24 protein-coding genes are annotated in these 23,774 nt (G+C 60.8%); 10 read left to right on the top strand and 14 right to left on the bottom strand.

From position 1 onward, the window contains the following. A partial coding sequence (locus BM036_RS13260; protein WP_143066615.1) for an acyl-CoA dehydrogenase family protein occupies positions 1–337 on the top strand: 337 nt, incomplete at its 5' end. A 24-nt stretch (positions 338–361) separates the two neighbouring features. Here the strand turns inward: BM036_RS13260 and BM036_RS13265 are convergent. Further along, complete coding sequence (locus tag BM036_RS13265; RefSeq protein ID WP_091853123.1) at positions 362–982, bottom strand: TetR/AcrR family transcriptional regulator; 621 nt, start codon at positions 980–982, stop codon at positions 362–364. A gap of 208 nt (positions 983–1,190) precedes the next feature. Between BM036_RS13265 and BM036_RS13270 the strand changes: the two genes are divergently transcribed. Continuing rightward, entirely contained in the window at positions 1,191–2,789 is a 1,599-nt protein-coding gene (locus tag BM036_RS13270; protein WP_091853126.1) for a class I adenylate-forming enzyme family protein, read from the top strand. A gap of 234 nt (positions 2,790–3,023) precedes the next feature. Here BM036_RS13270 and BM036_RS13275 read toward each other — a convergent pair whose 3' ends face one another. The 12 genes from BM036_RS13275 to BM036_RS13330 form a co-directional block, all read right to left on the bottom strand. Next, entirely contained in the window at positions 3,024–4,229 is a 1,206-nt protein-coding gene (locus tag BM036_RS13275) for an acyl-CoA dehydrogenase family protein (RefSeq protein ID WP_091853127.1), read from the bottom strand. 38 nt (positions 4,230–4,267) lie between these two features. Then, a complete protein-coding gene (locus BM036_RS13280) occupies positions 4,268–5,422 on the bottom strand; it encodes a C4-dicarboxylate TRAP transporter substrate-binding protein (protein WP_091853129.1) in 1,155 nt (384 codons plus the stop codon). A gap of 62 nt (positions 5,423–5,484) precedes the next feature. Further along, positions 5,485–6,057, bottom strand: a complete 573-nt coding sequence (locus tag BM036_RS13285; RefSeq protein ID WP_091853131.1) for a peroxidase-related enzyme — start codon at positions 6,055–6,057, stop codon at positions 5,485–5,487. A gap of 83 nt (positions 6,058–6,140) precedes the next feature. Next, positions 6,141–6,734, bottom strand: a complete 594-nt coding sequence (gene slmA, locus BM036_RS13290) for a nucleoid occlusion factor SlmA (RefSeq protein WP_091853133.1) — start codon at positions 6,732–6,734, stop codon at positions 6,141–6,143. A gap of 53 nt (positions 6,735–6,787) precedes the next feature. After that, positions 6,788–7,600, bottom strand: a complete 813-nt coding sequence (locus BM036_RS13295) for a thiazole synthase (RefSeq protein WP_091853135.1) — start codon at positions 7,598–7,600, stop codon at positions 6,788–6,790. Between the two features lie 59 nt (positions 7,601–7,659). Next, positions 7,660–7,860 carry a sulfur carrier protein ThiS gene (gene thiS, locus BM036_RS13300; RefSeq protein ID WP_091853137.1) on the bottom strand — a complete coding sequence of 67 codons (201 nt, stop codon included), beginning with the start codon at positions 7,858–7,860 and terminating at the stop codon, positions 7,660–7,662. Between the two features lie 7 nt (positions 7,861–7,867). Next, the gene (locus tag BM036_RS13305) at positions 7,868–8,200 is read right to left on the bottom strand and encodes a DUF423 domain-containing protein (protein ID WP_091853275.1); all 333 of its coding nucleotides are present in this window, start codon (positions 8,198–8,200) and stop codon (positions 7,868–7,870) included. 73 nt (positions 8,201–8,273) lie between these two features. After that, positions 8,274–9,074, bottom strand: coding sequence for a symmetrical bis(5'-nucleosyl)-tetraphosphatase (locus tag BM036_RS13310; RefSeq protein ID WP_091853139.1), 801 nt, complete (start codon positions 9,072–9,074; stop codon positions 8,274–8,276). Then, a complete protein-coding gene (gene rsmA / locus BM036_RS13315; protein WP_091853141.1) occupies positions 9,067–9,897 on the bottom strand; it encodes a 16S rRNA (adenine(1518)-N(6)/adenine(1519)-N(6))-dimethyltransferase RsmA in 831 nt (276 codons plus the stop codon). Before rsmA ends, BM036_RS13310 begins: the two co-directional genes overlap by 8 nt. Next, the gene (gene pdxA, locus BM036_RS13320) at positions 9,894–10,910 is read right to left on the bottom strand and encodes a 4-hydroxythreonine-4-phosphate dehydrogenase PdxA (RefSeq protein ID WP_091853143.1); all 1,017 of its coding nucleotides are present in this window, start codon (positions 10,908–10,910) and stop codon (positions 9,894–9,896) included. The genes rsmA and pdxA overlap by 4 nt, the downstream gene beginning before the upstream one ends. Next, positions 10,907–12,226 (bottom strand): peptidylprolyl isomerase, encoded by a 1,320-nt coding sequence (locus BM036_RS13325; RefSeq protein ID WP_281247027.1) that lies wholly within the window; start codon positions 12,224–12,226, stop codon positions 10,907–10,909. The genes pdxA and BM036_RS13325 overlap by 4 nt, the downstream gene beginning before the upstream one ends. Then, complete coding sequence (locus tag BM036_RS13330) at positions 12,223–14,583, bottom strand: LPS-assembly protein LptD (RefSeq protein WP_245742629.1); 2,361 nt, start codon at positions 14,581–14,583, stop codon at positions 12,223–12,225. Before BM036_RS13330 ends, BM036_RS13325 begins: the two co-directional genes overlap by 4 nt. A gap of 282 nt (positions 14,584–14,865) precedes the next feature. Here BM036_RS13330 and BM036_RS13335 point away from each other — a divergent pair, with 282 nt between their 5' ends. Genes BM036_RS13335 through BM036_RS13345 form a run of 3 tightly spaced genes read left to right on the top strand, consistent with a single transcriptional unit; the run spans position 14,866 to position 17,352 of the window. Then, positions 14,866–15,918, top strand: a complete 1,053-nt coding sequence (locus BM036_RS13335; protein WP_091853145.1) for an aminoglycoside phosphotransferase family protein — start codon at positions 14,866–14,868, stop codon at positions 15,916–15,918. Then, positions 15,915–16,595, top strand: coding sequence for an N-acetylmuramate alpha-1-phosphate uridylyltransferase MurU (murU, locus tag BM036_RS13340; RefSeq protein ID WP_091853147.1), 681 nt, complete (start codon positions 15,915–15,917; stop codon positions 16,593–16,595). Before BM036_RS13335 ends, murU begins: the two co-directional genes overlap by 4 nt. 7 nt (positions 16,596–16,602) lie before the next feature. Further along, positions 16,603–17,352, top strand: coding sequence for a DnaJ domain-containing protein (locus BM036_RS13345; protein ID WP_091853156.1), 750 nt, complete (start codon positions 16,603–16,605; stop codon positions 17,350–17,352). A gap of 86 nt (positions 17,353–17,438) precedes the next feature. Here the strand turns inward: BM036_RS13345 and BM036_RS13350 are convergent, their stop codons facing one another. After that, entirely contained in the window at positions 17,439–18,407 is a 969-nt protein-coding gene (locus BM036_RS13350; protein ID WP_177186062.1) for a DUF3530 family protein, read from the bottom strand. 151 nt (positions 18,408–18,558) lie between these two features. On the opposite strand from BM036_RS13350, the gene rpe reads away from it, so the two are divergent. From rpe to trpD, 5 genes are all read left to right on the top strand, one after another. After that, positions 18,559–19,233: a ribulose-phosphate 3-epimerase gene (gene rpe / locus BM036_RS13355; RefSeq protein WP_091853160.1), complete on the top strand. Its 675-nt coding sequence runs from the start codon at positions 18,559–18,561 to the stop codon at positions 19,231–19,233. Between the two features lie 8 nt (positions 19,234–19,241). Then, positions 19,242–19,931, top strand: coding sequence for a phosphoglycolate phosphatase (locus BM036_RS13360; RefSeq protein WP_091853162.1), 690 nt, complete (start codon positions 19,242–19,244; stop codon positions 19,929–19,931). Between the two features lie 228 nt (positions 19,932–20,159). Continuing rightward, the gene (trpE, locus tag BM036_RS13365) at positions 20,160–21,647 is read left to right on the top strand and encodes an anthranilate synthase component I (RefSeq protein ID WP_091853164.1); all 1,488 of its coding nucleotides are present in this window, start codon (positions 20,160–20,162) and stop codon (positions 21,645–21,647) included. A 16-nt stretch (positions 21,648–21,663) separates the two neighbouring features. Further along, complete coding sequence (locus BM036_RS13370; protein WP_091853166.1) at positions 21,664–22,242, top strand: anthranilate synthase component II; 579 nt, start codon at positions 21,664–21,666, stop codon at positions 22,240–22,242. 491 nt (positions 22,243–22,733) lie between these two features. Further along, a complete protein-coding gene (gene trpD / locus BM036_RS13375; RefSeq protein WP_091853168.1) occupies positions 22,734–23,765 on the top strand; it encodes an anthranilate phosphoribosyltransferase in 1,032 nt (343 codons plus the stop codon). Positions 23,766–23,774 lie beyond the last annotated feature (9 nt).

Genomic DNA, 23,774 nt, shown 5'->3' on the forward strand with positions numbered 1-23,774 from the left:
GCCGCTACTGCACAACCAGAGCATTCATTTCCGCCTGGCGGAACTGCAGACGGAAGTGGAGTTGCTGCGGTCGCTGGTTTACCGGTGCACTGAAGGGTACATTAACGGAGAGGACATGACCCGACTGGCCTCCATGGCCAAGCTGAAAGCGGGACGACTTGCACGGGAAGTGACTGACAGTTGTCTGCAGTACTACGGTGGCATGGGCTTCATGAACGAAACCCTGATTACCCGCTTCTACCGGGACCTGCGCCTGGTTTCCATCGGCGGCGGTGCCGACGAAGTCATGCTGGGCATTCTGTCCAAGTTCATGGGAACCCACCCCGGCGGCCAGTAAACCGGGGCGAAAGACTCCGGGTCGTCAGGGACGATGACCCGTGGCCAGTTGCCAGACCCGGTCGGTGAGATCCTCCAGGGAAAGACCTCCGCCATGGCGGAACCAGGTCGGCGTCCAGTGCAGGGAACCCGCCAGCAACTTACGAAGAATGTCCGGCTCCATGGTGACGACGCCTGCCTGGTGAGCCTCCCGCAGCACGTCCAGCCAGATACCTTCGTACTCTTCCCGCAGCCGGAGAATGGTTGCCTTACCCTCCTCAGACAGATTGCGCCACTCGTCCACCATGACACTCCAGGCTTCGCCGGTTTCACCATTCATGGCGTACAACTCGACAGAAATCAGGGTGCGTAGTCGGTCCTCCAGTGCCGGACGACTTTCCAGCGCCCGCTTCAGGCGGCCCAGGTTGAGAACGATGCTCTCTTCCATCACCGTGCGCAGGATTTCATCCTTGCTGCGGTAATGGTGAAAGATACTGCCCGGGAGGATACCCGTCTCACGACCGATATCACGTACCGTTGTTTGCAGATAACCCTTGCGGCGGAACAGGCGGGCAGCCGTATTGAGCACCACCCCGCGGGGGCTCTTGGGGTCGGTGATTTTCCCGCTCTCAATCAGTTCTTTGCGGATCTCTTCGCTGAATTCCAAGGTTCCGGCTCTCTCTCGACAGGGTTGGGAAACGGTTAGAAACGGGCTGCATTCTATAGCAAACCCGATATCGCCGGCCACCAGACAAGCTACCGGGGCTGTTGGGAGGCCTTACCCACATTGTAGACCAAACGCTTGCTCAAATTCGTGCTGTCCGCTAAATTTGTCGGAACAACAACAACGCACCCCCGACATGCGGAGGCTTATTATGGCCAGGCAACCACAGCACGAGACTGATCCCACCATGAACATGATCGACCGGGTATGCACCGGCGATATTCTAACCCGGGCAGCCGACCTCTACCCCGACAATGTGGCCATGGTAGATGATGGCCGAACCCTCACATACCGCGAGTTTGAAGACCAGTCGAACCGCCTGGCTCACAGCCTGCTCGGGCTTGGCCTCAGGGCCGGCGAACCCGTGGGCATCCTGGCCCGCAACTGTCTGGAGCTGATGGTGAGCTACATGGCCTGCGCCAAGGCCAACCTGGTGTTTGCGCCGGTCAACCTGGGGCTGAAACCCCATGAGATCGCCTATTGCCTGAAAGACTGCGGCGCCCGGATCCTCATCGTCGAGGACGCTCTTATCGAGGCCGGGCAAGCCCTTCCGGAACAACTGCCGGACCTGGAGTTCCTTTACTGGACCGGCGCCAGCACCCACTCCGCGGCAGGACATACCTGGCTGCCGTTGCAACAGCTCATTGACAGCGGTGACAGCACCCCCGTTGAGGTGGCAGTAGGCGACCGGGACCCGGTACAGCTCCTTTATACGTCCGGCACCACCGCCAACCCCAAGGGTGTGGTAACCAGCCACCTGGCCGTCACCATGGCTGCGATGGCCAATATCATCGCCAACCAGTTACCCCCTGAAGCCTCCATGCTGTGCCAGCTGCCGCTGTTCCACTGTACCGCAGTGAACTGCCTGGCCGTACCGACCTGGATGATGGGTGGCAAGCTGGTTCTTGCGAAGGGCTTCGATGCCCGGGAGTGCGCAAGGCTGATGGAGGAACACAAGGTCTACATGTGGGTGGGCCTGCCGATGATGTACAACGAGATACTCACCGACCCGGAAGCGAGCCAGCGGGATTTCTCATCAGTACGCCGGGCACTTTACGCCATGGCACCGATGGCAGAGTCAAAGCTCCAGGCCATTCATGACGCCTTCCCCAACGCGGATGTCGTGCTGGGGTCCGGACAGACCGAATTCACCCCGGCCACCTGCCTGATACGGCCAGAACACCAGTGGAGCAAGGCCGGCTCCTGGGGGACTGCCACCCCGATGACCCGGGTAGCCATCATGGACGACCAAGGCCGCCTGCTGCCGCCGGGCGAAGCCGGGGAAATCGTCTATCGCGGCCCCCAGGTGATGACCGAGTACCTGAACCAGCCCGACAAGACGGAAGAGTCCTTCAAGTACGGCTGGTTCCACAGTGGCGATATCGCTTCCATCGATGAGGATGGCGCCATATGGTTTACTGACCGCAAGAAGGATGTGATCAAGACTGGCGGCGAGAACGTAGCCTCACTGGAGGTGGAGCGCTGCCTGATCGGCCATCCCAAGGTGGCAGAAGCCGCGGTCATCGGGCTTCCCCATGAGCGCTGGGGGGAGGCCATCACCGCCAATGTCATCCTGATGCCGGATGAAGAGGTGACCGAGGACGAGCTGATCGAGTACTGCCGGGAGCATCTCGCAGGCTTCAAGGTACCCAAGGCCATTGTGGTGGTGGAGGAGTTCCCGCGCACCGGCACTGGCAAGATCCAGAAGCACATGATTCGCAAGGATATGGAAGGGTACTTTTCGGATTAAGGCTGCCAGACAGCCTTGTCAGCTATTTCCAGTGAAGGACTACGATCTGGCCTGCCAGTCTGGCTGCAGGCCCCCACAAGTCGATAAGGCTTTCCGGAACACGCGGTAAATACGTCCATGTACGCTCGACGAAAACATCCCTGTTTTCGACGGTTCCGGAAAGCCTTCTCAACTCGTGGCGACCCAAACCTCACAGTGGCCTGAAAGTACGAATTATCAGGCAAAGAGCCTTGATCAGACGTTATAAGCCTTGAGCAACTGCCGCGACAACGCCGCCCGGTGAACCTGGTCCGGACCGTCGCCAATGCGAATGTAACGGGCATACATCCAGGCTTCCGGCAGGAAGGTGTCCTGGCAGACGCCGGCCCCGCCATAGACCTGGATGGTCCGGTCGATGACCCTGGCGGCCATGGCCGGTACCACGATCTTGGCGGCGGCGATCAGGTCCTTCGCTACCTTGTTGCCTTCCCGGTCCATCTTGTCCGCCGCTTTAAGCGTTAGCAGGCGGGCCTGTTCGATTTCGCAAAAGGATTCGGCAATCTCCTCACGCACCGAATCAAACTGTGACAGCTTGCGTCCAAACGCTTCCCTCTGCTCTGCCCGCTGGCACAGCATCTCCAACGCCCGCTGGGCACAACCGATAAGCCGCATGCAATGGTGGATCCGGCCAGGGCCCAGTCGTCCCTGGGCAATCTCGAAGCCACGCCCTTCGCCCAGCAGCATATTTGACGCAGGCACTCGCACGTTTTCGTACACGACTTCCGGATGGCCAACCGGTGCCTCGTCATAGCCGAACACCGTCATATCCCGGACGATACGCACGCCTGGCGTGTCCTTCGGCACCAGTATCATGGACTGCTGGCGGTGACGGTCGGCGTTGTCCGGGTCCGTCTTGCCCATCACGATCAGCAGCTTGCAAGCCTCGTTCATGGCCCCGGAAGTAAACCATTTGCGGCCATTGATGACGTACTCGTCACCCTCACGACGGATCTCGCACTGGATATTGGTGGCATCACTGGACGCGACCGCCGGCTCCGTCATGGAGAAAGCCGACCGGATTTCGCCCGCCAGCAGCGGTTCCAGCCATTGCTTCTTCTGCTCCGGGGTGCCGAACATGGAGAGGATTTCCATATTGCCGGTGTCAGGTGCCGAGCAGTTGAACACTTCTGACGCCCACAGCACCCGGCCCATTTCCTCAGCCAGGGGTGCATACTCAAGGTTGCTCAGTCCGGCACCATGATCACCGGGGAGGAACAGGTTCCACAGACCGGCAGCCTTCGCCCTGGCCTTCAGTTCCTGGACGATGGCTGGCGTACGATAGCGATTCTCTCCGCTGGCCTGCTCACGGTAGAGATGCTCCACCGGGCAGACTTCCTCGGCCATGAACTGCCGGACTCGGTCCAGCAGGTCGGAGGCCCTTTCAGAACTTGAAAACAACATAAATCAGCCCTTAATTGATCAAATGATACCCGGAGCCTTCAAAGACCATGGGAGGCGGGATCAACCTTCGAAAAAATATACTCCCAGTAGAGGTTTGCCAGTTCCTCCTGACTATCCACCTGAGCTACCCTGGCTGCCCAGTCCGACAGGATCGGACGAAACGCGTCCAGCATCGCTTCTGCATTGTCGAGCCCGTAGCGTTCTTCATACTGTTTCGCCAGGGTTTCCATATCTGTGGCGATAAAGTCACTCGTTGCTTTCACCAGCGATTCGTCAGCCTCATGAAAGCGTGCGCCTTCCTCTCGGACCAGCTCGAAGCTTTCCTCAGCGGCTTCGACATAGGTCCACGAGATGGCCGCATTACCTTCCGCAGCACCACGTAGCAAGGTCTCCCGTTCCTTATCAGAAAGCGATCGCCAGAGATCCTGATTGGTCTGGAACGAGGCGAAAGGGAAAACCCCGCCGGGAACGGCCATGGTCAGGTCTGTTACCAGGCCAACCAATCCATAGTTTTGAATTTCAGGACTGGAGAGGGCAATACAGTCCACGATGCCCTGAGAGATAGCTTCCCGCATTTCGTTGGCAGACATCGTGACAGGCGTAGCGCCCATAGCCTCCGACCAGCGTGCGAAGTTACCCGCTCCAACCCGGACGCGCTTGCCACCGACATCCTCCAGCGACATAACAGGCTCATCACACATCAGGCCATAGGCCGTGCCTGCCGCATGTCCCAGATAGACCTGGTTCTGCTGTTCAAACCGGTCGATACACTCCGGGCAGTGAAACATCATGAATTCTGACAGGGCCGCTCCGAACGCAACGCCCTCTTTCCCGGCCTCCAACTCTTCCTCCAGCGTCAACAGCATGGAAGACTCCGCCAGCAGGTTAATGGGGGGAAACTCACCGGCGTGGTATGGAGTCAGAATCAGCCCCATATCAGCAATGCCGTCCCGGATTCCGGATGACATCTCAGCAAAACTCAGCAGGGACAATGGAAAGACCTTTACCGTAAGGTCGCCGCCGGAGAGCTCCCCCACCTTGTCAGCATAGAACTCAAGGGCTTCATGGGCCGGTGTCCCCGGGGGCGCACCCAGTGCATAGTTGAGCTCACGGGCGTCAGCGGCAGAGGACATCAGCACTGCCGACGCCAGCGTGGCCATTGAAAGGATTCCGGTGCGGTTTCTTGTTTTCATTATTTGCTCCTCATGATCTTCACCCGGTCCGGGCAATGATTCGGCAGACTTGCCGGATGGCCTCAGCGAGCCATGCCATAGAACTCGGCATTGGGTCGCATGGCAGTGTGGGCTGCAAGGCGGTTGGACATGGCGAACAGGCCGGTGATGGCGCCAATGTCCCAGATTTCATCCTGGGAGAACCCCGCCTGCTCCAGGGTGTGGATATCGTCCTCCCCCACCAGCCAGGGCGTCTGCGCAAGCTTGACGGCATAGTCCAGCATAGCGCGCTGTCGGTCGCTGATTTCAGCATCCCGGTAATTGGCGGCCACCTGGTCTGACAGCCAGGGTTGCTTCGAGCGGATGCGCAGGAAGGCACCGTGGGAGACCAGGCAATACAGGCATTGGTTGGCACTACTGGTGGCCACGACGATCATCTCCCGCTCGGCACGGCTCAGGCCTTCATCGGATTCCATCAGATCATCGTGCATGGCCAGGAAAGCCCGCAGCTGATTGGGGCGGTGGGCATGGCCAAGGAACACATTGGGGATGAAGCCCATCTTTTCCTGGAGGGTTTCAATACGCGTGCGCAGGTCATCCGGCAGGGTTGAAACATCAGGAATCGGGAAGCGGGAAATGGGGTGTTGCTCAGACATGGCAGGGTCTCCGGAGTATGGGTATACCTGCCACGCTAGTCCACCCGTTACCACAAGTCTTGTGTGAGGTGGCTACTCCGTCTTCAATCCCCGGGCCAGAGGTTTTTTGCCAGCATTGGCCATTGCTCTTCAAATTCAGCCGATGGGGCACGGCTGAAGCCAGACCGGACGAAGCGCTGGATTCGACCCTCAAGGAAAGTCATGAGCCAGTCGGCAGCGCGGGGCGCGCTGGGATAGGGTCGCAAGCCCTGACGGATCTCCCCTTCCTTGAGGATCTGGCGGGCCTGGGTTTCGAGGCGCTCGAAGAACTGGCTCGCCCGTTTGCGCAGGGCTTCGTTCTCGCCACTGAGGGCCTCGCCGGTCAGCACCCGGCAAAGCCCCGGATTGCGTTCAGCGAATACCAGCACCAGCCGGAGCAATTGCTTCAGGCGCACCTGGACATCTTCCTGCTCCTGGAGGATCAACTGGCAGCGGGAGAAGACGGTATCCTCGGCAAAGTCCACCAGTGCCTCGAACATCTTGCGCTTGCTGGGAAAATGCCGGTACAGGGCGGCTTCGGTAACGCCCACCGCCCTGGCGAGGCCGGCGGTGGTGATACGGGCACCCGGCTCCGTTTCCAGGATCTCAACCAGGGCCTGGAGGATGGCTTCCTTGCGACTGGGCTTCGGATTGGTCATGACAGGACTGCACTGCTCTGTTAAGGGGTAATGGGTTCGGGGCGGCCCTTTCCTCAGAAAAACGTGCCATCAATGGGCGATGACGCACTGGCGTAGGCCTTCTTCGGCATGCGACCCGCCAGGTAGGCTTCGCGGCCGGACTCGATAGCCAGTTTCATGGCCCTGGCCATGCGGATAGGGTCCTGGGCCTGGGCGATGGCGGTGTTCATCAGTACACCGTCGCAGCCCAGTTCCATGGCGATGGTGGCGTCGGAAGCCGTGCCTACCCCCGCGTCCACCAGCACCGGCACACTGGCGTTCTCGACAATCTGACGGATATTGTAGCGGTTCTGGATACCCAGGCCGGAGCCGATGGGCGCCCCCAGGGGCATGATGGCGATGCAGCCCATCTCTTCCAGACGCTTTGCCAGCAGGGGATCGTCCGAACAATAGACCATGACCTGGAAACCGTCGTTGATCAGTTCCTCGGCGGCCACCAGGGTTTCGGTCATGTTGGGATAGAGCGTTTTCTCCTCGCCCAGGACTTCCAGCTTCACCAGGTCGTGGCCATCGAGCAGCTCCCGGGCCAGCTTGCAGGTGCGCACGGCGTCTTTTGCGTTAAAGCAGCCGGCAGTGTTCGGCAGGATGGTGTAACTCGCCGGCGAAATCACATCCAGCAGGTTGGGCTCGTCCGGGTTCTGGCCCAGGTTGGTGCGGCGTACCGCCACGGTTACGATTTCTGCGCCACTGGCTTCGATGGCATGGCCGGTTTCCATCAGGTCCCGGTATTTACCGGTGCCCACCAGCAGCCGGGACCGGTAAACCCGGCCGGCAATTTCCAGGGGTTTGTCTTCCGGCAGTTGAATCTGGTTGTTCTGATCAGTCATTGGAATCCTTGGAGGTCTGGTAAGACAGCTTTCAAACGGGCACGACGCGGCTTCAGGCCTCAGCCGCCACCGATAGCGTGGACAATCTCGACCCGGTCGCCCTCATGCAGCCGACATTCGCTGTGCTGACTGCGGGGTACGATGTCTTCGTTTACCTCCACCGCCAGTCTCCTGCCGGTCAGGCCGAGTTCTTCAATCAGGGTTTGCAGGGTATACGGATCGGGAAGATCCCGGGGCTCCCCGTTTAGCATGATATTCATTACGGACTCACTCGCGGATGGATCGACGCGTTGCGGCTGCCACCAACAGGGCCCAGCCCACCATAAAACAGACGCCACCCAGGGGGGTAACCGGCCCTACCCAGCGGATCTCGGTCAGCACCAGCAGGTACAGGCTGCCGCTGAACAGCAGGGTACCCGCCAGGAAGCAACCGGCCGCCGCACCCAACAGGCGACGGGACAGTCCGGCCACCGAGAGCAGCGCCACCAGCACCAATGCAATAGCATGGTACATCTGATAGGTGACGGCGGTTTGGAAGACTTCAAGGCCCCGCTCACTCACCATACCCCGCAGGCCATGGGCCCCAAAGGCACCGGCCATCACCGCGAGCAGGGCCAGCAGTGCGCCTGCTGCCAGCCACGTTCGCTGGACAGGGGCGGGAAACCGGCCGTTGTCAGCAGTCACAATGAATCCTCTCGCCGGTATCCAGGTTCATAACGGTCAGCTTGCCGCCCCAGACACAGCCGGTGTCCAGGCCGATGTATCGATCACTGCCGGTTTCCCCCTCCAGGGCCGCCCAGTGGCCGAAAATGACACGGACATCGTCAGGGCGCGGGTAACTGAACCAGGGGGCGTAACCCGCCGGGGAATTGCCGGCCGACTCCTTGGTGGCCAGTTCAAGGGTGCCATCCTCGGCAATAAACCGCATACGGGTAAAATAGTTGGTAATCATGCGCCAGCGATCCATGCCCTGCAGGTCATCCTGCCAGCGCTCTGGATAGTTACCGTACATTTCACGGAAGTAGTCCTCGACATCCGGTCCGCGCAGGACAGCTTCCAGCTCCCGGGCCAGGGCAACACCCTGTTCGACGCTCCAGATATGGGGCAGCCCGGCATGGGCCATGATGAAATTTCGCTGGCTGTCGTGAACGCAGATATTCTGCTGCAATAGCCAGCCGAGCAGGTCGTCGTGGTCAGGCGCGTCGAGGATATCGTGCAGGGTGTCCTTCTTCTTTACGTTGTGGCCCCCCAGGGCCACGGCCAGCAGGTGCAGGTCATGGTTGCCGAGTACCACCACGGCGGAACTGCCGAGGTTACGGATGTAGCGCAGGCTTTCCAGGGATGAAGGGCCCCGATTGATGATATCCCCTGCCACCCAGAGCCGGTCCCTGGAGGGCGAGAAATCCACCTTGTCCAGTACGTCCAGCAGCCGTTCATAACATCCCTGGATGTCACCAATGGCGTAGTCAGTCATGGTCTGCCTCATGCACGGTGTCGGCCTGTGGCCGATTCTCCACCAGGAAGTCAGCAATAGCGACGAACTCGGCCAGGCTCAGGTTCTCGGGTCGCAGCCCATCATTAATGCCAAGCGCCTGCAATTCCTCGACACTGACAAGGTTACCCAGCGATTTGCGCAGGGTCTTGCGCCGGGCGTTGAATGCGGTACGCACCACCATCTGCAGGGTGGCCAGGTCCCGGGCCGGATGCGGCAACTGTTCATGGGGAACCAGGCGCACAATGGCCGAGTCCACTTTCGGTGCCGGCCGGAATGCTCCGGGGCCTACCTCAAACAGTGGCTGAACCTTGCAGAAATACTGGGCCATTATGCCGAGACGCCCGTAGTGATTATCACCCGGACCAGCGGCAAGGCGCTGCACCACTTCCTTCTGCAGCATGAAGTGCATGTCTTTCACCACGCCCGACTGCTCCAGCAGATGGAAGATCAGCGGTGTGGAGATGTTATAGGGCAGGTTGCCCACAATGCGCAGAGGCCCGTCCTGCGCCAGTTCGCTGAAATCAAACTTGAGGGCATCTGCCTCATGGATACGGAAATCAGGATAGTTGAAGAACTTGGTACGCAGCACCGGAATAAGGTCCCGGTCCAGCTCCACAACCTGAAGCCGTGGATTGACCGCCAGCAGCTCCTCTGTCAACGCCCCCAGCCCCGGCCCTATTTCTACCATCTGGTCATCCGGCTTCGGGTTTATCGACCGGACAATGCGCTCGATCACACCTGGATCATGAAGGAAATTCTGCCCGAAACGCTTACGGGCCTGGTGGCCGGCTTTGTTACTCACTGACCCGCTCCTCTGGCTGACTGGTGCTCACGACGATAACGGGCCATCTGTTCGCCCACCCGGATCGCCGTATGCAGGCTACCTGCGTCGGCCTTGCCGGTGCCCGCCAGGTCCAGCGCTGTGCCATGGTCCACCGATGTTCGCACGATAGGCAGCCCGAGGGTGATATTCACCGCCCGGCCAAAGCCCTGGAACTTCAGTACCGGCAGGCCCTGGTCATGGTACATGGCCAGCACCGCGTCGGCATCATCCAGCCAGTGGGGCGTGAACAGGGTATCGGCCGGTAACGGCCCGGTCAGGTCCATACCTTCACGGCGCAGGCTGTCCAGGGTTGGCTCGATGACCTCAATCTCCTCCCGGCCGAGGTGACCACCCTCCCCGGCATGGGGATTGAGGCCCGCAACCAGGATGCGCGGCCGGGCAATACCAAAAAAGGTTTTCAGGTCCTGGTTCAGGATGCGCGCCACCTGGGTGATACGCCCTGCGGTAATCGCCGCCGGTACATCCTTCAGGGGCAGGTGCGTCGTTACCAGGGCAACCCGCAGCTCTTCCGTGGCCAGCATCATGACGACCCTCTCCACACCGCAGAGTTCCTGCAGGAACTCGGTATGGCCGCTGAAGGCAATACCGGCCTCGTTGATCACACCCTTGTGAACCGGGGCCGTTACCATGCCATCAAAGGTGCCATCCAGGCAGCCCCGGGCGGCAATGGTCAGGGTGTCCAGGACATACTGGCTGTTACCCCGATCCAGCCTGCCTGCGGTGGTATCCGCAATGCCAGCCACATCCAGTACCGACAGCTGGCCTGCCACGGTCTGTACCCGGGCCTCCGGCTGCCAGGCATGCAAGGTTACGTCGAGACCCAGCAAGGCTTTCCGGTCTTCCAGCAGCGCCATGCTGGCCACCACAACCACCTGCTGCGAGCGGGGTTCAGTGGCCAGCTGCAGGCAAAGCTCAGGGCCGATTCCGCCAGGCTCACCCGCTGTCAGTGCCAGGGTGACCGGTGCGGTCATGAGTTCTTGATCTCCACATAGGCCTCGTCGCGGATTTCCCGCAGCCAGTTCTGCAGCTCTGTCTCGTACTTGCGACGATACAGCGCTTGCTGTGCCTCAGACCGGCGTACCTGGTCGCTGATGTCCTGGCGACGGCGCTCCTGCACTTCCAGGATATGCCAGCCGAACCGGGAGCGGAACGGGCGGGTTAACTCACCCACCGGCGCGTTCAACATCGTCTCTTCGAAAGCTGGCACCATCTGGCCAGGGCTGACCCAGCCCAGGTTGCCCCCGTCAGAACCGGACCCCGGGTCGTCGGAGAACTCCCTGGCGAGCGCCGCAAAATCCGCACCGTTTTGAAGTTGCTGGTAGAGCTCGTTAATCTGCTGTTCAGCCCTGGCATCCGATACCACCTCAGTGGGCCGAACCAGGATGTGGCGGACCCTGGCCTGCTCGATCACATTACGAGCCTCGCCACCGCGGCGATCCAGCACCTGCACGATGTGGAAACCACTGCCACTCTGCAGCACCTCGGAGGGCTGATTTACTGGCAGGTCCGGAACCACGTCCGTCACCAGGGTGGGCAGGTCCGAACGGCTGCGCCAACCCATCACCCCGCCCTCCAGGGCATTACTGGCATCGGATTCGGCCACCGCGGCGGACTGAAAATCACGGCCATTGGCAATTTCTCCCCGCAGCCGCTCGGCTTTCTCACGGGCACGGGCCACTTCCTGGTCATCGGAGAAATTGTTCACCGATACCAGGATATGAGCCAGCAGGTATTCCGTGGTGGTGTCAGCCTGGCCACCGGCCTGCTGCAACAGGTTGTCCACCTCACGGTCTGTTACCCGGACCCGGCTGTCGACCCGGCGTTGCTGAACCCGGCTGACCAGCATTTCCCGACGGATCTGCTCACGGGCTTCCTGGTAGGTAACGCCTTCGGCCGCAAGCTGGTCCTCGAACTCCTGCACCGTCATGTTGTTGCTCTGGGCGATGCGGTTGATCGTTTCGTTCAGTTCGTTGTCGCTGACCCGCATGCCCATGTTGTCGGCCATCTGCAGCTGGATGTTCTCGGTAATCAACTGGTCCAGCACCCGCTCCTCCAGCACCTGGCGCGGGGGCAGCCCCGTGCCCTGGGCCTGAAGCCTGGAGCGAATGGTATTGACCCGGGCATCCAGCTCGGACTGGAGGATAACCCCGTCATCAACAATCGCGATGACCCGGTCCAGCAGTTGCCTTTCAGCCTGGGCAGTGGTCGCCAACAGCAGCATTGCCGCCACCAGCCATGTCTTGAATCCTGTCAGGCCACGGTTTGCCTGCATATGTACCTCGTTCATGGATTGATGTTCTGTGTGCCGAAACGCCGGCGTTCCCGCTCGTTGTAACCAAGGAAGACATCGGACAGGGTACTGCTGGTTCCCCCGGAGCCGCCCAGCCCCTTGAGCTGTATCTGGAATACGATGCGGTTGTCCATTTCTCCTTCGTCTTCCAGTGTATCGCCAGTCAGGTATGTCTGATTGATCAGCTGAAAGCTCCAGCAACAGCTGTTGTATTCAAAGCCTGCCAGTGTACCTACGGTCTGATCCAGCTGTGAATCATAGACCCACCGGCCAATCAGGCTGATGTTGTCGGTCACCGGGAAAATTGCGCCCACGTCCATTTGCTCAAAACGGTTATCGGGATTGTCTCCCCGGGAATAGGTATGCCCTGCGCTGACCAGGTAGCGATAGTCCGGTGAATGGTATGCCAGTACACTGCGGCCTTCCTGGGTATGGTTCTCCCGCGGGTCCCACAACCCGGACACCCGGATATCCAGGGTATCAAGCGGACGGAGGACTGCCTCACCCGCGTAGGGGGATTCGCTTCGGGTTTCCGCGCCGCGCCCGAACAGCGTCACCTCCCGGTCATCATGGTAATACACCTGTCCGACACTGAAACGGGCAGTTTCTACCCCGGTTACCATATCGTTGAAGCGGCTGGTCAGCGCAACCACGGTCTGGTTGGCATCTCCGATGCGGTCACCGCCAACGAACCGGTTCGGCTGGAACAGGTTATCGAAGCGGAAGGAGCGCAGGCCGGCATCAAAGTTGGGTATGTAGTTCTGGTCCTCTTCAGGGTCTGACCAGGCGTGGTAGAGGCGCGGCTCCAGTGACTGATTATAGTTCCGGCCAAACAGGCTGGTCTCGCGGTCCAGGTAGATACCACTGTCCCACTCAGCAACGGGTACGGTACGATCGAAGGACCCGTCACCCAACTCATAGTCATCCAGCTCATACCAGGTCTGGTCGACACTGACGGAAGGCCGAATATAGCCCCAGATTGACCTTAGCGGCAACGCCACCTCCGGCACGGCCCGGGTCCGTTGCCCGACGGCCTTGTCCAGTCCGGTCAGGTCAGCGTTGTCCCGGTCAAACCAGCTGTACTGACTGTCAATTCCAAGTTCAAAGGGCCCGACAGGCGCAACCGCCCCGTAGATAATTTCCGGCAACTGATCATAGGGCTTGCTCCTGTCAGCGATATCATCGGCAATGGTTTGATAACCGGACAGGTAAGCCTCGAAAAACTGCCACTCGTCCTGGTAACGGATACCTCCACGACGGAGCAGGTGGGTAGCACTACCAATATCCAGGGTCTGGTTCAGGTCACTGAGATAATCGTTGTCGGATACCGCTGCATAATCCACGTTGCCGGTCCAGCCGCCGCCGAAACTGGCCCGCGATTCGATATCGAGCCCCCAACGCTTGCCGGATTCCCCGGGGAACTCCTTTTCATACTCGGAATCATCATCGATAAAGCCCACCCTGAGAACGGACTCGCCAAGCTCACTCAGATAACGACCCTCCACTTCATTGAACAGGCCCCGTCCATGGATGTACTGGGGAGTGAGCGTAGTGTCGTAATGGGGCGCCAGGTTCAGGTAGTACGGTGTGGAAAGAAAGAGCCCGCTACCGGCGTTGGAGGTACCGAAAGTCGGATACAGGAAGCCAGTCTTGCGGCGGTCATCGATGGGAAAACTCGCCCAGGGCCAGTAGAACACCGGCACATCCTTGACCTGCAGCCTGATATTGCTGGCGGTCCCAAAGCCCTCAGCCTGGTTCAGGCGGATATCCGAAGCCACCAGGGACCAGTCATTGCGATCCGGGGCGCAGGTGGTCAGATAGCCCTGGCCAATTTCGATGATCTGGTTTTCCGGCCGACGAATCTGCGAAGCCTGGCCTCGCATTTCCGATTGGTGGAACAGGAAGGTGGCGTCCTCAATGGTGAAAAAGCCCGAGTTCACATCGTAACGGGCCTGTTGCCCGGTCAATAGCATGCCCGAACTGCGAGTGGTCATGGGGCCGGCGATATCCACCTGCCCTGTCACCTGGTCATACACCGCTTCGTGCCCGGTCATGGCCATACCGGACTGACTAAGCTGCACATCGCCCTGGAGCAGCAGCCGGGTATCCATCTCATAGCGGGCTGACAGGGCGCTGGCATTTACCGGCGCACCGGCCTCCGGCGAGCCTTCCACCGAGGCAACCGGCGGTTGCAGGTAACCGCCCTCACAGAACCGGGGCAACCGGTCACGAACTTCCGGGGGCAGTTCCGCCCGGGGGCGCCAGTCCATTGCAGCGGCACTGGGCTGCTGGGCCGACACCGGCATGGCGAGGGACAGCAGGCCCAAACCGGCCAGCAAGGCGGTCAACGGCATGCATCGTGCCGCAACAAAGGGCTGTGTCGAGCCAGTGGCCCTGGCGTTTTGATATTGTGGCACCGGATCGGGATCCTGTTGATGATCGGCGTGGCCAGGCAGCATGCCCGGCAAATGGTGGCTAGTTTACACGCCTCAGAGAGGCTTGTTAACGCGCCGGGGCGATGGTTCCATAGTCTTATTGCAAAGGTATACTCTGGCTTGCACGGGCGCGGGTGTACCTCGGTGGTCCACACCTGCCCGGCCGGACACCGTTCAACCTGACCAGAAGGCCCTGAAAACATGGATACGCGCCTGGAAAAACTCACCACCTGGGTCCACCAGCACCCGGGCTTCGAACGCGCCCACCTGACGCCGGTGAGTGGCGATGCCAGTTTCCGTCGCTATTTCCGCGCCAACGGCAAGTCCGGCACTGGCAAGGCGATAACTGCGATCGTTATGGATGCCCCCCCGGAACATGAAAACTGCCAACCGTTCGTTGCCCTCGCCCGTCACTGGCGCCAGCACGGCATCTCGGTTCCGGAGGTGTTCGCGGACGACCTTGAGCTGGGCTTCCTGCTGCTGGAAGACTTTGGCGACCGGCTGATGCTTGGCCGGCTTAATGGTGTCACTGCGGACGAACTGTACAGCGAGGCCATGGCGGAGCTGATCCGCATACAGCGGGTGCCACCTGGCGGCGACTACACCCTGCCACCTTACGATGAAGCCCTGCTGGACCGGGAGATGAGCCTGTTCCCGGACTGGCTGCTGGAAGGCCTGCTGCAAATGGAGCTGGCCGATGGCGAACGCTGCATGCTGGAAACCACCTTTGCCTTCCTGAAGGAAAGCGCCCTCGCCCAGCCCCGGGTGACGGTGCACCGGGACTACCACTCCCGCAACCTTCTGGTGCGTCCGGACAGCCCGGTACCTGGCGTCATCGACTTCCAGGATGCAGTGGAGGGCCCCATCACCTACGACATTGTTTCCCTGCTCAAGGATTGCTACATCGAATGGCCGGCGGCACGACGCAACACCTGGCTGGAAGACTTCCGAATCCTTGGCAAGGAAGCCGGCCTCCACAAGGCCGACAGTGACACCTTCCATCAGTGGTTTGAACTGATGGGCATGCAGCGGCACCTGAAGGCTTCAGGCATCTTTGCACGACTCTACCTGCGGGATGGCAAGAGCGGTTACCTCGCTGATATTCCCCGTACCGTCAATTACCTGGTAGAGGCCAGCCGGCCACTGCCGGCCTTGCGCCACTTCCATCAATGGCTGACGGACGACGTGGTACCAGCCGTTCACCACAAACTCGGCACCTCGCCGGATAGCCTGAGCGGAGGCCCGCGCCCGTGAAGGCGATGATCCTGGCGGCTGGCAAGGGGGAACGCATGCGTCCCCTGACACTGCATACGCCCAAGCCTCTGCTCATGGCAGGGGGCGAGCCATTGATTGTTCACCATATCCGCAAATTGAGGGCGGCGGGCTTCCGGGAACTCGTCATCAACCACGCCTGGCTCGGCGAACGACTGGAGCAGGCTCTCGGTGATGGCGAAGAATACGGTGTCGCCATAACATGGTCACCGGAAGGCGAACCCCTGGAGACCGCGGGCGGCATCATACAGGCCCTGCCTTTGCTGGCCCCGGACGGGGGCTGGTTTGCCGTCATTAACGGGGACATCTGGCACGACCTGGACCTGGGTTTGCTGGTTCCGCCGGAGCAGGGCCGCGCCCTGCTGGTTCTGACCGACAACCCCCGCCACCATCCGGAAGGCGACTTTTCCCTGGATGCTGGTGGCCAGGTGCAGGCCACCGGTAATGATCGCCTGACCTTCACAGGCATCAGCCTTCTGCACACCTCCCTGTTCGAGGGCCTGGCCCCGGGCACCCGCAAACTGGCGCCGGTTCTCCGCGAAGCCATGGCAGAGGGCGAGGTCTACGGCCTGCACCACCGCGGAAACTGGATGGATATTGGCACACCCGAACGCCTGGCAGAACTCGATCAACTGCTGACACCGCCCCGGCAGGCATGAACGCACCATGAGCGGACGCGACTCTCAACACCTGCACCCACGCACCCAGGCCCTGCTGGAGGAGCTGCTGTCCGACTTTATCGCCTGTCGTCACCGTCCCAGCGAGCTGATCAGTCGCTATCGCATCGGGCTCGGCGCACGCAATGCGCTGTTCTATTGCCTCGGCTACCTGGCGAAGGCTGACGGACGCGTAACCGAAAACGACATTCGCTTTGCAGAACACCTGATGACCGGGCTCGGCCTGTCACCGCGACAGCGGCGCAAGGCTATCCGGCGTTTCCACCATGGCCGCGACAGCGCCCAGCTTTCCGCGCTGAAGCTGACCGGCTTTCGACTGCAGGGCCCCTGGCCGCAACGCACCAGCCTGTTGATCGGCCTGTGCCTGTGCCACAGCGCCGGGCTTTTCGGCGCACCGGAAAAACCACGCCGCTACCGCTGCGAAGACGCGTTCTACCATCTGGGCTTACCGCTGGCGGCCATGGATCGCGTTTTCCGGCTTTACCGACAGGAGGTCTGGATCAGCGCGCCGGCCCCGAAACCAGAAACCCTCCAGGATGCCTGGCACATCCTGGGTGTTCAGCCCGGGGCCAGTTTCACGCACATCAAGCGCCGGTACCGGCAGGAAGTATCCCGCTACCACCCGGACAAACTCGGCGACAACCTTTCCGCGGCAGAAAAAGCCCACGCCCGGGATCAACTGCTACGCCTGCAACAGGCCTGGGAGGTGGTCAAACGGCGGGAGCGCCTGACCCGCTGAAGCGGTATTCCATCTGTCACAGAACATAACGCACAGATACTGAATTTCGTCCGGCTCACGGCCAGGGTCTCGGCGCAGCTGACAAATCAGTCTCCGGAAGCCCACCCGGCCAGGCGGCTGGCAATGGCCCTGCTGTGCAGGGCCCTGGGCCCACCTGTCAGGGGAATGCCCAAAGCCTTGTAACCGGTTATCCCGGCCCGCCGGAAAGCCGCCCCGCGCTCAGCACCACCCGATGACCGGGACGGATACAGGTCCAGAAACTCGACCGGAAGCCCGCCGAGGCTGGCGGCCAGCTCGCCAGGGGCCAGGCCCTCGAATTCCGGCGCAATCCAGGCGACCCTGGTCACCTTTTCCGGCGCCGCTGGCAGGTATTCATTCACTACCACGGCACCCCGCCCGGTACCTACCAGTATGACCTGTGAATAGTCCCTCTCCAGAAACCAGGCTACCGCAGAAGCCAGCCGGGCATTCATCTCTTCGCGGTGAGCCTGCAGCAGATCCTCGGCGGCCTGGTCATTCACGTCGATCATGACTGGTTCATCCTGGCCGGAACTGTCCCCCGCTGCAGCCGCATCCACGCCAGCCATGCGTTGCCGGGCCAGCTGCAGGGACGGGCCTACCTGGTCATTGCCCAGGGTCATGGTGGCCCAGCCTGCCTTGGTGAGGCGCCTTCGTATACCTTCCAGCAAAGGCTCATTGGCCGTCTGTCCCTCATCGGCCAGGACCACCACGGCGCCTTTCGGATCGCTGGTTGCCTCCCGCTCAACAAGGGCCAGCACCCGGGGAGCACCCTCCGGTTCGAGCCAGACCGCAAGGTGGGGATAGAGCTGGGCAAGCATGCCTGAGTCGCCGGTGGAACGAATAAAAAAACGCTCTACCGGGTCAGCGGAAGCCTCCCCCTCGGAGCCATCTTTATCACTACCACCACCCTGCACAGCGCCGTCGGCTGGCACCCCTTCCTGGGCGGAAACAGGGGTAAGCAGAGACAAGGCAGTCACCAGCAGGACAGAAAGCCAGCGGGCCGTACTGAGATAATGCATTTCGGCAGAGGCCACGGACATTCCCCGTTCAGAGCTGTTAGAATAAAGCCCGATTTCAACCGGACTCCCCAGTGCCCGCCGGGCAGACGCCAGAGTGTCAGGAAATTTTACCATAGGGAGACCGGCAGCTCTTCCACGTCCGATACAGCCGTTTGACGAGACCATCATGAAACAGCCCGCTCTGATTGCACCGTCCATTCTGTCCGCTGACTTCGCCCGCCTTGGAGAGGAAGTCGACAACGTACTGGCCGCCGGTGCCGACGTTGTTCACTTTGATGTGATGGACAATCACTACGTGCCCAACCTCACCATTGGCCCCATGGTCTGTGAGGCCCTGCGCAAGCACGGCGTAACCGCTCCCATCGATGTTCACCTGATGGTTTCCCCGGTGGACCACCTGATCCGCATGTTTATCGATGCCGGCGCCAGCTATATCACCTTCCACCCGGAAGCCAGCAACCACATTGACCGGTCCCTGCAACTGATTCGTGACGGCGGCTGCAAGGCCGGCCTGGTGTTCAACCCGGCCACGCCCCTGAGTTACCTGGACTATGTGATGGACAAGGTGGACATGGTGCTGCTGATGTCCGTCAACCCGGGCTTCGGGGGCCAGAAGTTCATTCCCGGCACCCTCGACAAGCTGCGGGAGGCCCGCAAGCGCATTGACGACAGTGGTCGCGAGATCCGCCTGGAAATCGACGGTGGCGTAAACGCCGATAATATCGGCGAAATTGCCCAGGCCGGCGCCGACACCTTCGTAGCCGGCTCGGCCATCTTCAACACCGACGATTACAAGGCCACCATTGACGCCATGCGCGCCGAGATCGAGAAAGCGGGATAACGATTACCGTGGAACCCAGACGACGCTTCACTTCCCTTTGGCCCGGCGTGGCCCTGTTCGACCTGGATGGCACCCTGGTAGACAGCGCACCGGACCTGGCCGCGGCTATTGACGACATGCTGACCGCCCTGGGCAAGCCGCCGGCCGGCCAGGAAAAGGTGCGCCAGTGGGTAGGTAACGGAGCCCAGATACTGGTGCGCCGCGCGCTGACAGGGCGGGCAGACTGGGAAAACGCCGAACCTGTTGACGACGCCCTGTTCCGGGATGCCAGTGAGCAGTTCTATCAGTCCTACGATACCCTCAACGGCAGTTGCTCAACGGTATTCGACGGCGTCGAAACCTGCCTGCAACGGCTGCAGGAAATGGACTGCCGAATGGCAGTGATCACCAACAAGCCGGAACGGTTCGTGCGCCCCCTGCTGGAACGGATGGGTCTGGAACACTGGTTCGAGATGATCATTGGCGGCGACACCCTGCCAGTAAAAAAACCCGATGCCGAGCCGCTGCTACTGGCCATGCGCACCCTTGGCGGCACCCCCGGCACGACGGTGATGATCGGGGACTCCCGCGCCGACGCCGAAGCCGCCCGCAACGCTGGCCTTCCTGCCGTTCTGGTCCGCTATGGCTACAACTATGGGCCGCCGGTGGATGAACTCGGCGCCGAGGTAGTTGTTGATTCGCTGGCGGAGCTTTTGTAACCTCTCAGAGGTTTGACAACACCCAACTCTTCTTTCGGGGGATTCCTGCCGTGCAGGGACTGAATCTGACTGCATCGCGCGGTGTACTGACCACTCGCGCAACACGATGGTGGCGATGGCGTACCGGCTGACAGGCCAGGCGACGCAAGCGACCTGTGCGCCACAATAATAACGCTGCCGCCCGCACACGCCGGACGGCAACCGCAGATCAGATTTCAGGACAATACCATGACACCCGAACAGTTCGACCGGCTGGCCGACGCCGGATTCAACCGTATTCCTGTCTACCGCGAAGTACTCGCAGACCTGGACACCCCCCTGAGCACCTATCTCAAGCTGGCCAGTGGGCCCTACTCCTACCTGTTTGAGTCGGTTCAGGGGGGGGAGAAATGGGGTCGTTACTCCATCATCGGACTGCCCTGCCGGGAGGTGCTTAAAGTGCACGGAGATAAAATCTCCGTCACCCGCGACGGTCAGGTGATCGAGGAAGACGAGCGGGAGGACCCTCTCACCTTCGTGGAAGAGTACCAGGCACGCTTCAACGCCCCGGACCTGGACGACCTGCCCCGCTTCAACGGGGGCCTGGTGGGCTATTTCGGTTACGATACCGTGCGCTATATCGAAAAGCGCCTGCGCAACACCTGCCCGCCGGACAAGATCGGCACGCCGGATATCCTGTTGATGGTGTCCGATGAAATCGTGGTGTTTGACAACCTCCGCGGCAAGCTACACCTCATTGTCCACGTAAACCCGGCGGACCCCGGCGCCTATGACCAGGCCCTGGCCCGGATCGACGAACTGGAAGCCCGCCTGCACCGTCAGACCGCCAATGCCCCGCGCACGCCGGAGCACCTGCGGGGCAAGACGGTGGACGAGAGCGACTTCATTTCCGGCTTCACCCAGGACCGGTTCGAGGAAGCGGTAGATCGCATCAAGGGCTACGTACTGGACGGCGACGTCATGCAGACGGTGATTTCCCAGCGCATGACCATCCCCTTCGAGGCGCCACCCCTGAACCTGTACCGGTCGCTGCGGGTGCTCAATCCGTCGCCCTACATGTACTTCCTCGACCTGGATGACTTCCACATCGTGGGTTCATCCCCGGAAATCCTGGCCCGGGTGGAAGACGATGAAGTGACCGTGCGACCCATCGCCGGCACCCGCAAGCGAGGTGCCACCGACGCCGAAGACAGGGCACTGGAGAAGGAACTGCTGGCAGACCCGAAAGAGATCGCCGAGCACCTCATGCTCATCGACCTGGGCCGCAATGACGCCGGCCGCGTCTCCGAAACGGGCACAGTGAAGCTGACCGACAAGATGATTGTCGAGCGCTACTCCCACGTGATGCACATCGTCTCCAACGTCACCGGGCGCCTGAAGAAGGACACCTCCTGCCTGGACGTACTGCGGGCCACCCTGCCCGCCGGCACCCTCAGCGGCGCCCCCAAGATCCGGGCCATGGAGATTATCGATGAGCTGGAGCCGGTCAAACGGGGCGTGTACGGCGGTGCCGTCGGTTACCTGTCGTTCAATGGCAACATGGATACCGCGATCGCCATCCGCACCGCGGTGATCCGGGACAAGACCCTGCATATCCAGGCTGGCGCCGGAATCGTGGCAGACTCGGTTCCCCGCCTGGAGTGGAAAGAAACCATGAACAAGGGCCGCGCGATTTTCCGGGCCGTTGCCATGACCTACAACGACTACGACCACTGAGGCGGGGGAGACAATCATGCTGCTGATGATCGATAACTACGACTCCTTTACCTACAACGTGGTGCAGTATCTGGCAGAGTTGGGAGCGGACGTCCAGGTTCACCGCAATGACGAGATTACGGTGGAGGAAATCGAGGTCCTCAACCCGGAGCGCCTGGTGATTTCACCTGGCCCCTGTACGCCCAACGAAGCCGGTATTTCCATGGCGGCGATCCGCCAATTTGCGGGCAAACTGCCGATTCTGGGCATCTGCCTTGGGCACCAGGCCATCGGGCAGGTCTATGGCGGGAATATTGTGCGCGCCGGCCAGGTGATGCACGGTAAGGTGTCGCCGGTTTACCACTCTGACATCGGTGTGTTTCGCGGATTGAGTAATCCGTTACAGGCAACGCGGTATCACAGCCTGGTCATCGAGAAAGAAACCCTGCCAGACTGCCTGGAGGTGACCGCCTGGACCCGCAATGAGGATGGTTCCATTGAGGAGATCATGGGGATCCGGCACAAGACGCTGCCCATTGAGGGAGTGCAGTTCCACCCTGAGTCGATTATGACTGAGGAGGGGCATGAGCTTTTACGGAACTTTTTGCGGTCTTAGGATCAAGTCTTTTGGCTGAGAGCCATGGTTCGGATACCGGCCGGGGAGCGGTATCATTTTTCTGGACACGCCCACGAGCACGTCCATGTGGGGCTCGACGGCAGCCATCCATGGCTGCCGACGGTCCTGAAAAATAATCCCCCACCCCGTCCTCTGTGCAAGCCGCAAAAAGGTACGCAGGTCGAGCCCCCTGACCGTAAATAGTAGTAAAAGTAGCGTTATCACAGTTGCTCACAGGCCGGTGGGTGCAGGGGGCATTTTCGCAGCAGCGCCATGGATGGCGCGGAGCAAGGCGGGCGCCATGGATGGCCCCTGAATTGCGGCGGAGAAAATGCCCCCTGCACCCACCGGCCCGGCACCGAAGTCAGCAAGCACATCAATAGCACTGAGCGGGCAGTCCCAAAAGAATGAAAGCCGCGTAGGCTGGCCAGGTACGCAAACTCAAAGCAGCCCAAGTTCAAAGAGAAAACCAAAACGAGGCCCACCAGACCATGGACATGAAAGAAGCCCTGAACCGAATCGCCTCCAACCTGGACCTGAGCCGGGAAGAAATGAAAGCGGTCATGCGCATTGTCATGAACGGTGAGGCCACCGACGCCCAGATCGGCGCCTTCCTGATGGGCCTGCGCATCAAGAGCGAAACCATCGACGAAATCACCGGCGCCACCGAAGTCATGCGCGAACTGGCCACCGGCGTCCAGATCAACGCCGACCCCCTGGTCGACATCGTCGGCACCGGCGGCGATGGTGCCAACCTGTTCAACGTCTCGTCCGCGTCAGCCTTCGTCGTGGCCGCCGCTGGCGGTTACGTCGCCAAGCATGGCAACCGGGCCGTATCGTCCAAAAGCGGCAGTGCCGACCTCATCGAAAAGGCCGGCATCAACCTCAACATGACCCCGGAACAAGTCGCCCGCTGCGTGGAACAGATCGGTGTCGGCTTCATGTTCGCCCCCAGCCACCACGGCGCCATGAAACACGCTATCGGCCCCCGCAAGGAACTGGGATGCCGGACCATTTTCAACATCCTTGGTCCCATGACCAACCCCGCAGGCGTCAAGCGCCAACTGCTGGGTGTGTTCACCCCCGCCCTGTGCCGCCCCATGGCGGAAGTGCTCCAGAAACTGGGCAGCGAACACATCATGGTGGTCTGCTCAAAGGATGGCCTCGACGAAATCAGCCTTGCCACATCCACCCACGTGGCCGAGCTCAAGGATGGCGAAATTACCGAGTATGACATTACCCCGGAGGAGCTGGGCGTAAAGAGCCAGTCCCTGGTCGGCCTCACCGTCGATACCGCCGACGACTCGCTCCAGCTTATCCGTGCAGCGTTTGGCCTGGGCCATGACGAAATGGCCGAGAAAGCCCGGGACATGATCGCCCTCAATGCCGGCGCTGCCATCTATGTCGCCGGACTGGCGGCGACCCCGAAGATGGGTGTGGACATGGCACTGGATGCCATGGGAAGCGGACTGGCCGGCGGCAAGATGTCCGAGCTGGCTGACTTTTCACACTGTTTTGACTGAGCAGCCTGA

It is taken from the genome of Marinobacter segnicrescens, from assembly GCF_900111555.1.
GTDB lineage: Bacteria > Pseudomonadota > Gammaproteobacteria > Pseudomonadales > Oleiphilaceae > Marinobacter > Marinobacter segnicrescens.

Bases quoted from the DNA above. Each gene is read 5' to 3' on its own strand.
- trpE (WP_091853164.1), top strand. From the start codon at position 20,160: ATGACACCCGAACAGTTCGACCGGCTGGCCGACGCCGGATTCAACCGT.
- BM036_RS13310 (WP_091853139.1), bottom strand. From the start codon at position 9,074: ATGACTGACTACGCCATTGGTGACATCCAGGGATGTTATGAACGGCTG.
- BM036_RS13270 (WP_091853126.1), top strand. From the start codon at position 1,191: ATGGCCAGGCAACCACAGCACGAGACTGATCCCACCATGAACATGATC.
- BM036_RS13370 (WP_091853166.1), top strand. From the start codon at position 21,664: ATGCTGCTGATGATCGATAACTACGACTCCTTTACCTACAACGTGGTG.
- BM036_RS13285 (WP_091853131.1), bottom strand. From the start codon at position 6,057: ATGTCTGAGCAACACCCCATTTCCCGCTTCCCGATTCCTGATGTTTCA.
- slmA (WP_091853133.1), bottom strand. From the start codon at position 6,734: ATGACCAATCCGAAGCCCAGTCGCAAGGAAGCCATCCTCCAGGCCCTG.
- BM036_RS13335 (WP_091853145.1), top strand. From the start codon at position 14,866: ATGGATACGCGCCTGGAAAAACTCACCACCTGGGTCCACCAGCACCCG.
- BM036_RS13330 (WP_245742629.1), bottom strand. From the start codon at position 14,583: ATGCCGTTGACCGCCTTGCTGGCCGGTTTGGGCCTGCTGTCCCTCGCC.
- rpe (WP_091853160.1), top strand. From the start codon at position 18,559: ATGAAACAGCCCGCTCTGATTGCACCGTCCATTCTGTCCGCTGACTTC.
- thiS (WP_091853137.1), bottom strand. From the start codon at position 7,860: ATGAATATCATGCTAAACGGGGAGCCCCGGGATCTTCCCGATCCGTAT.
- BM036_RS13325 (WP_281247027.1), bottom strand. From the start codon at position 12,226: ATGAACGAGGTACATATGCAGGCAAACCGTGGCCTGACAGGATTCAAG.
- BM036_RS13295 (WP_091853135.1), bottom strand. From the start codon at position 7,600: ATGACTGATCAGAACAACCAGATTCAACTGCCGGAAGACAAACCCCTG.
- BM036_RS13305 (WP_091853275.1), bottom strand. From the start codon at position 8,200: ATGGCCGGTGCCTTTGGGGCCCATGGCCTGCGGGGTATGGTGAGTGAG.
- trpD (WP_091853168.1), top strand. From the start codon at position 22,734: ATGGACATGAAAGAAGCCCTGAACCGAATCGCCTCCAACCTGGACCTG.
- pdxA (WP_091853143.1), bottom strand. From the start codon at position 10,910: ATGACCGCACCGGTCACCCTGGCACTGACAGCGGGTGAGCCTGGCGGA.
- BM036_RS13280 (WP_091853129.1), bottom strand. From the start codon at position 5,422: ATGAAAACAAGAAACCGCACCGGAATCCTTTCAATGGCCACGCTGGCG.
- BM036_RS13275 (WP_091853127.1), bottom strand. From the start codon at position 4,229: ATGTTGTTTTCAAGTTCTGAAAGGGCCTCCGACCTGCTGGACCGAGTC.
- BM036_RS13345 (WP_091853156.1), top strand. From the start codon at position 16,603: ATGAGCGGACGCGACTCTCAACACCTGCACCCACGCACCCAGGCCCTG.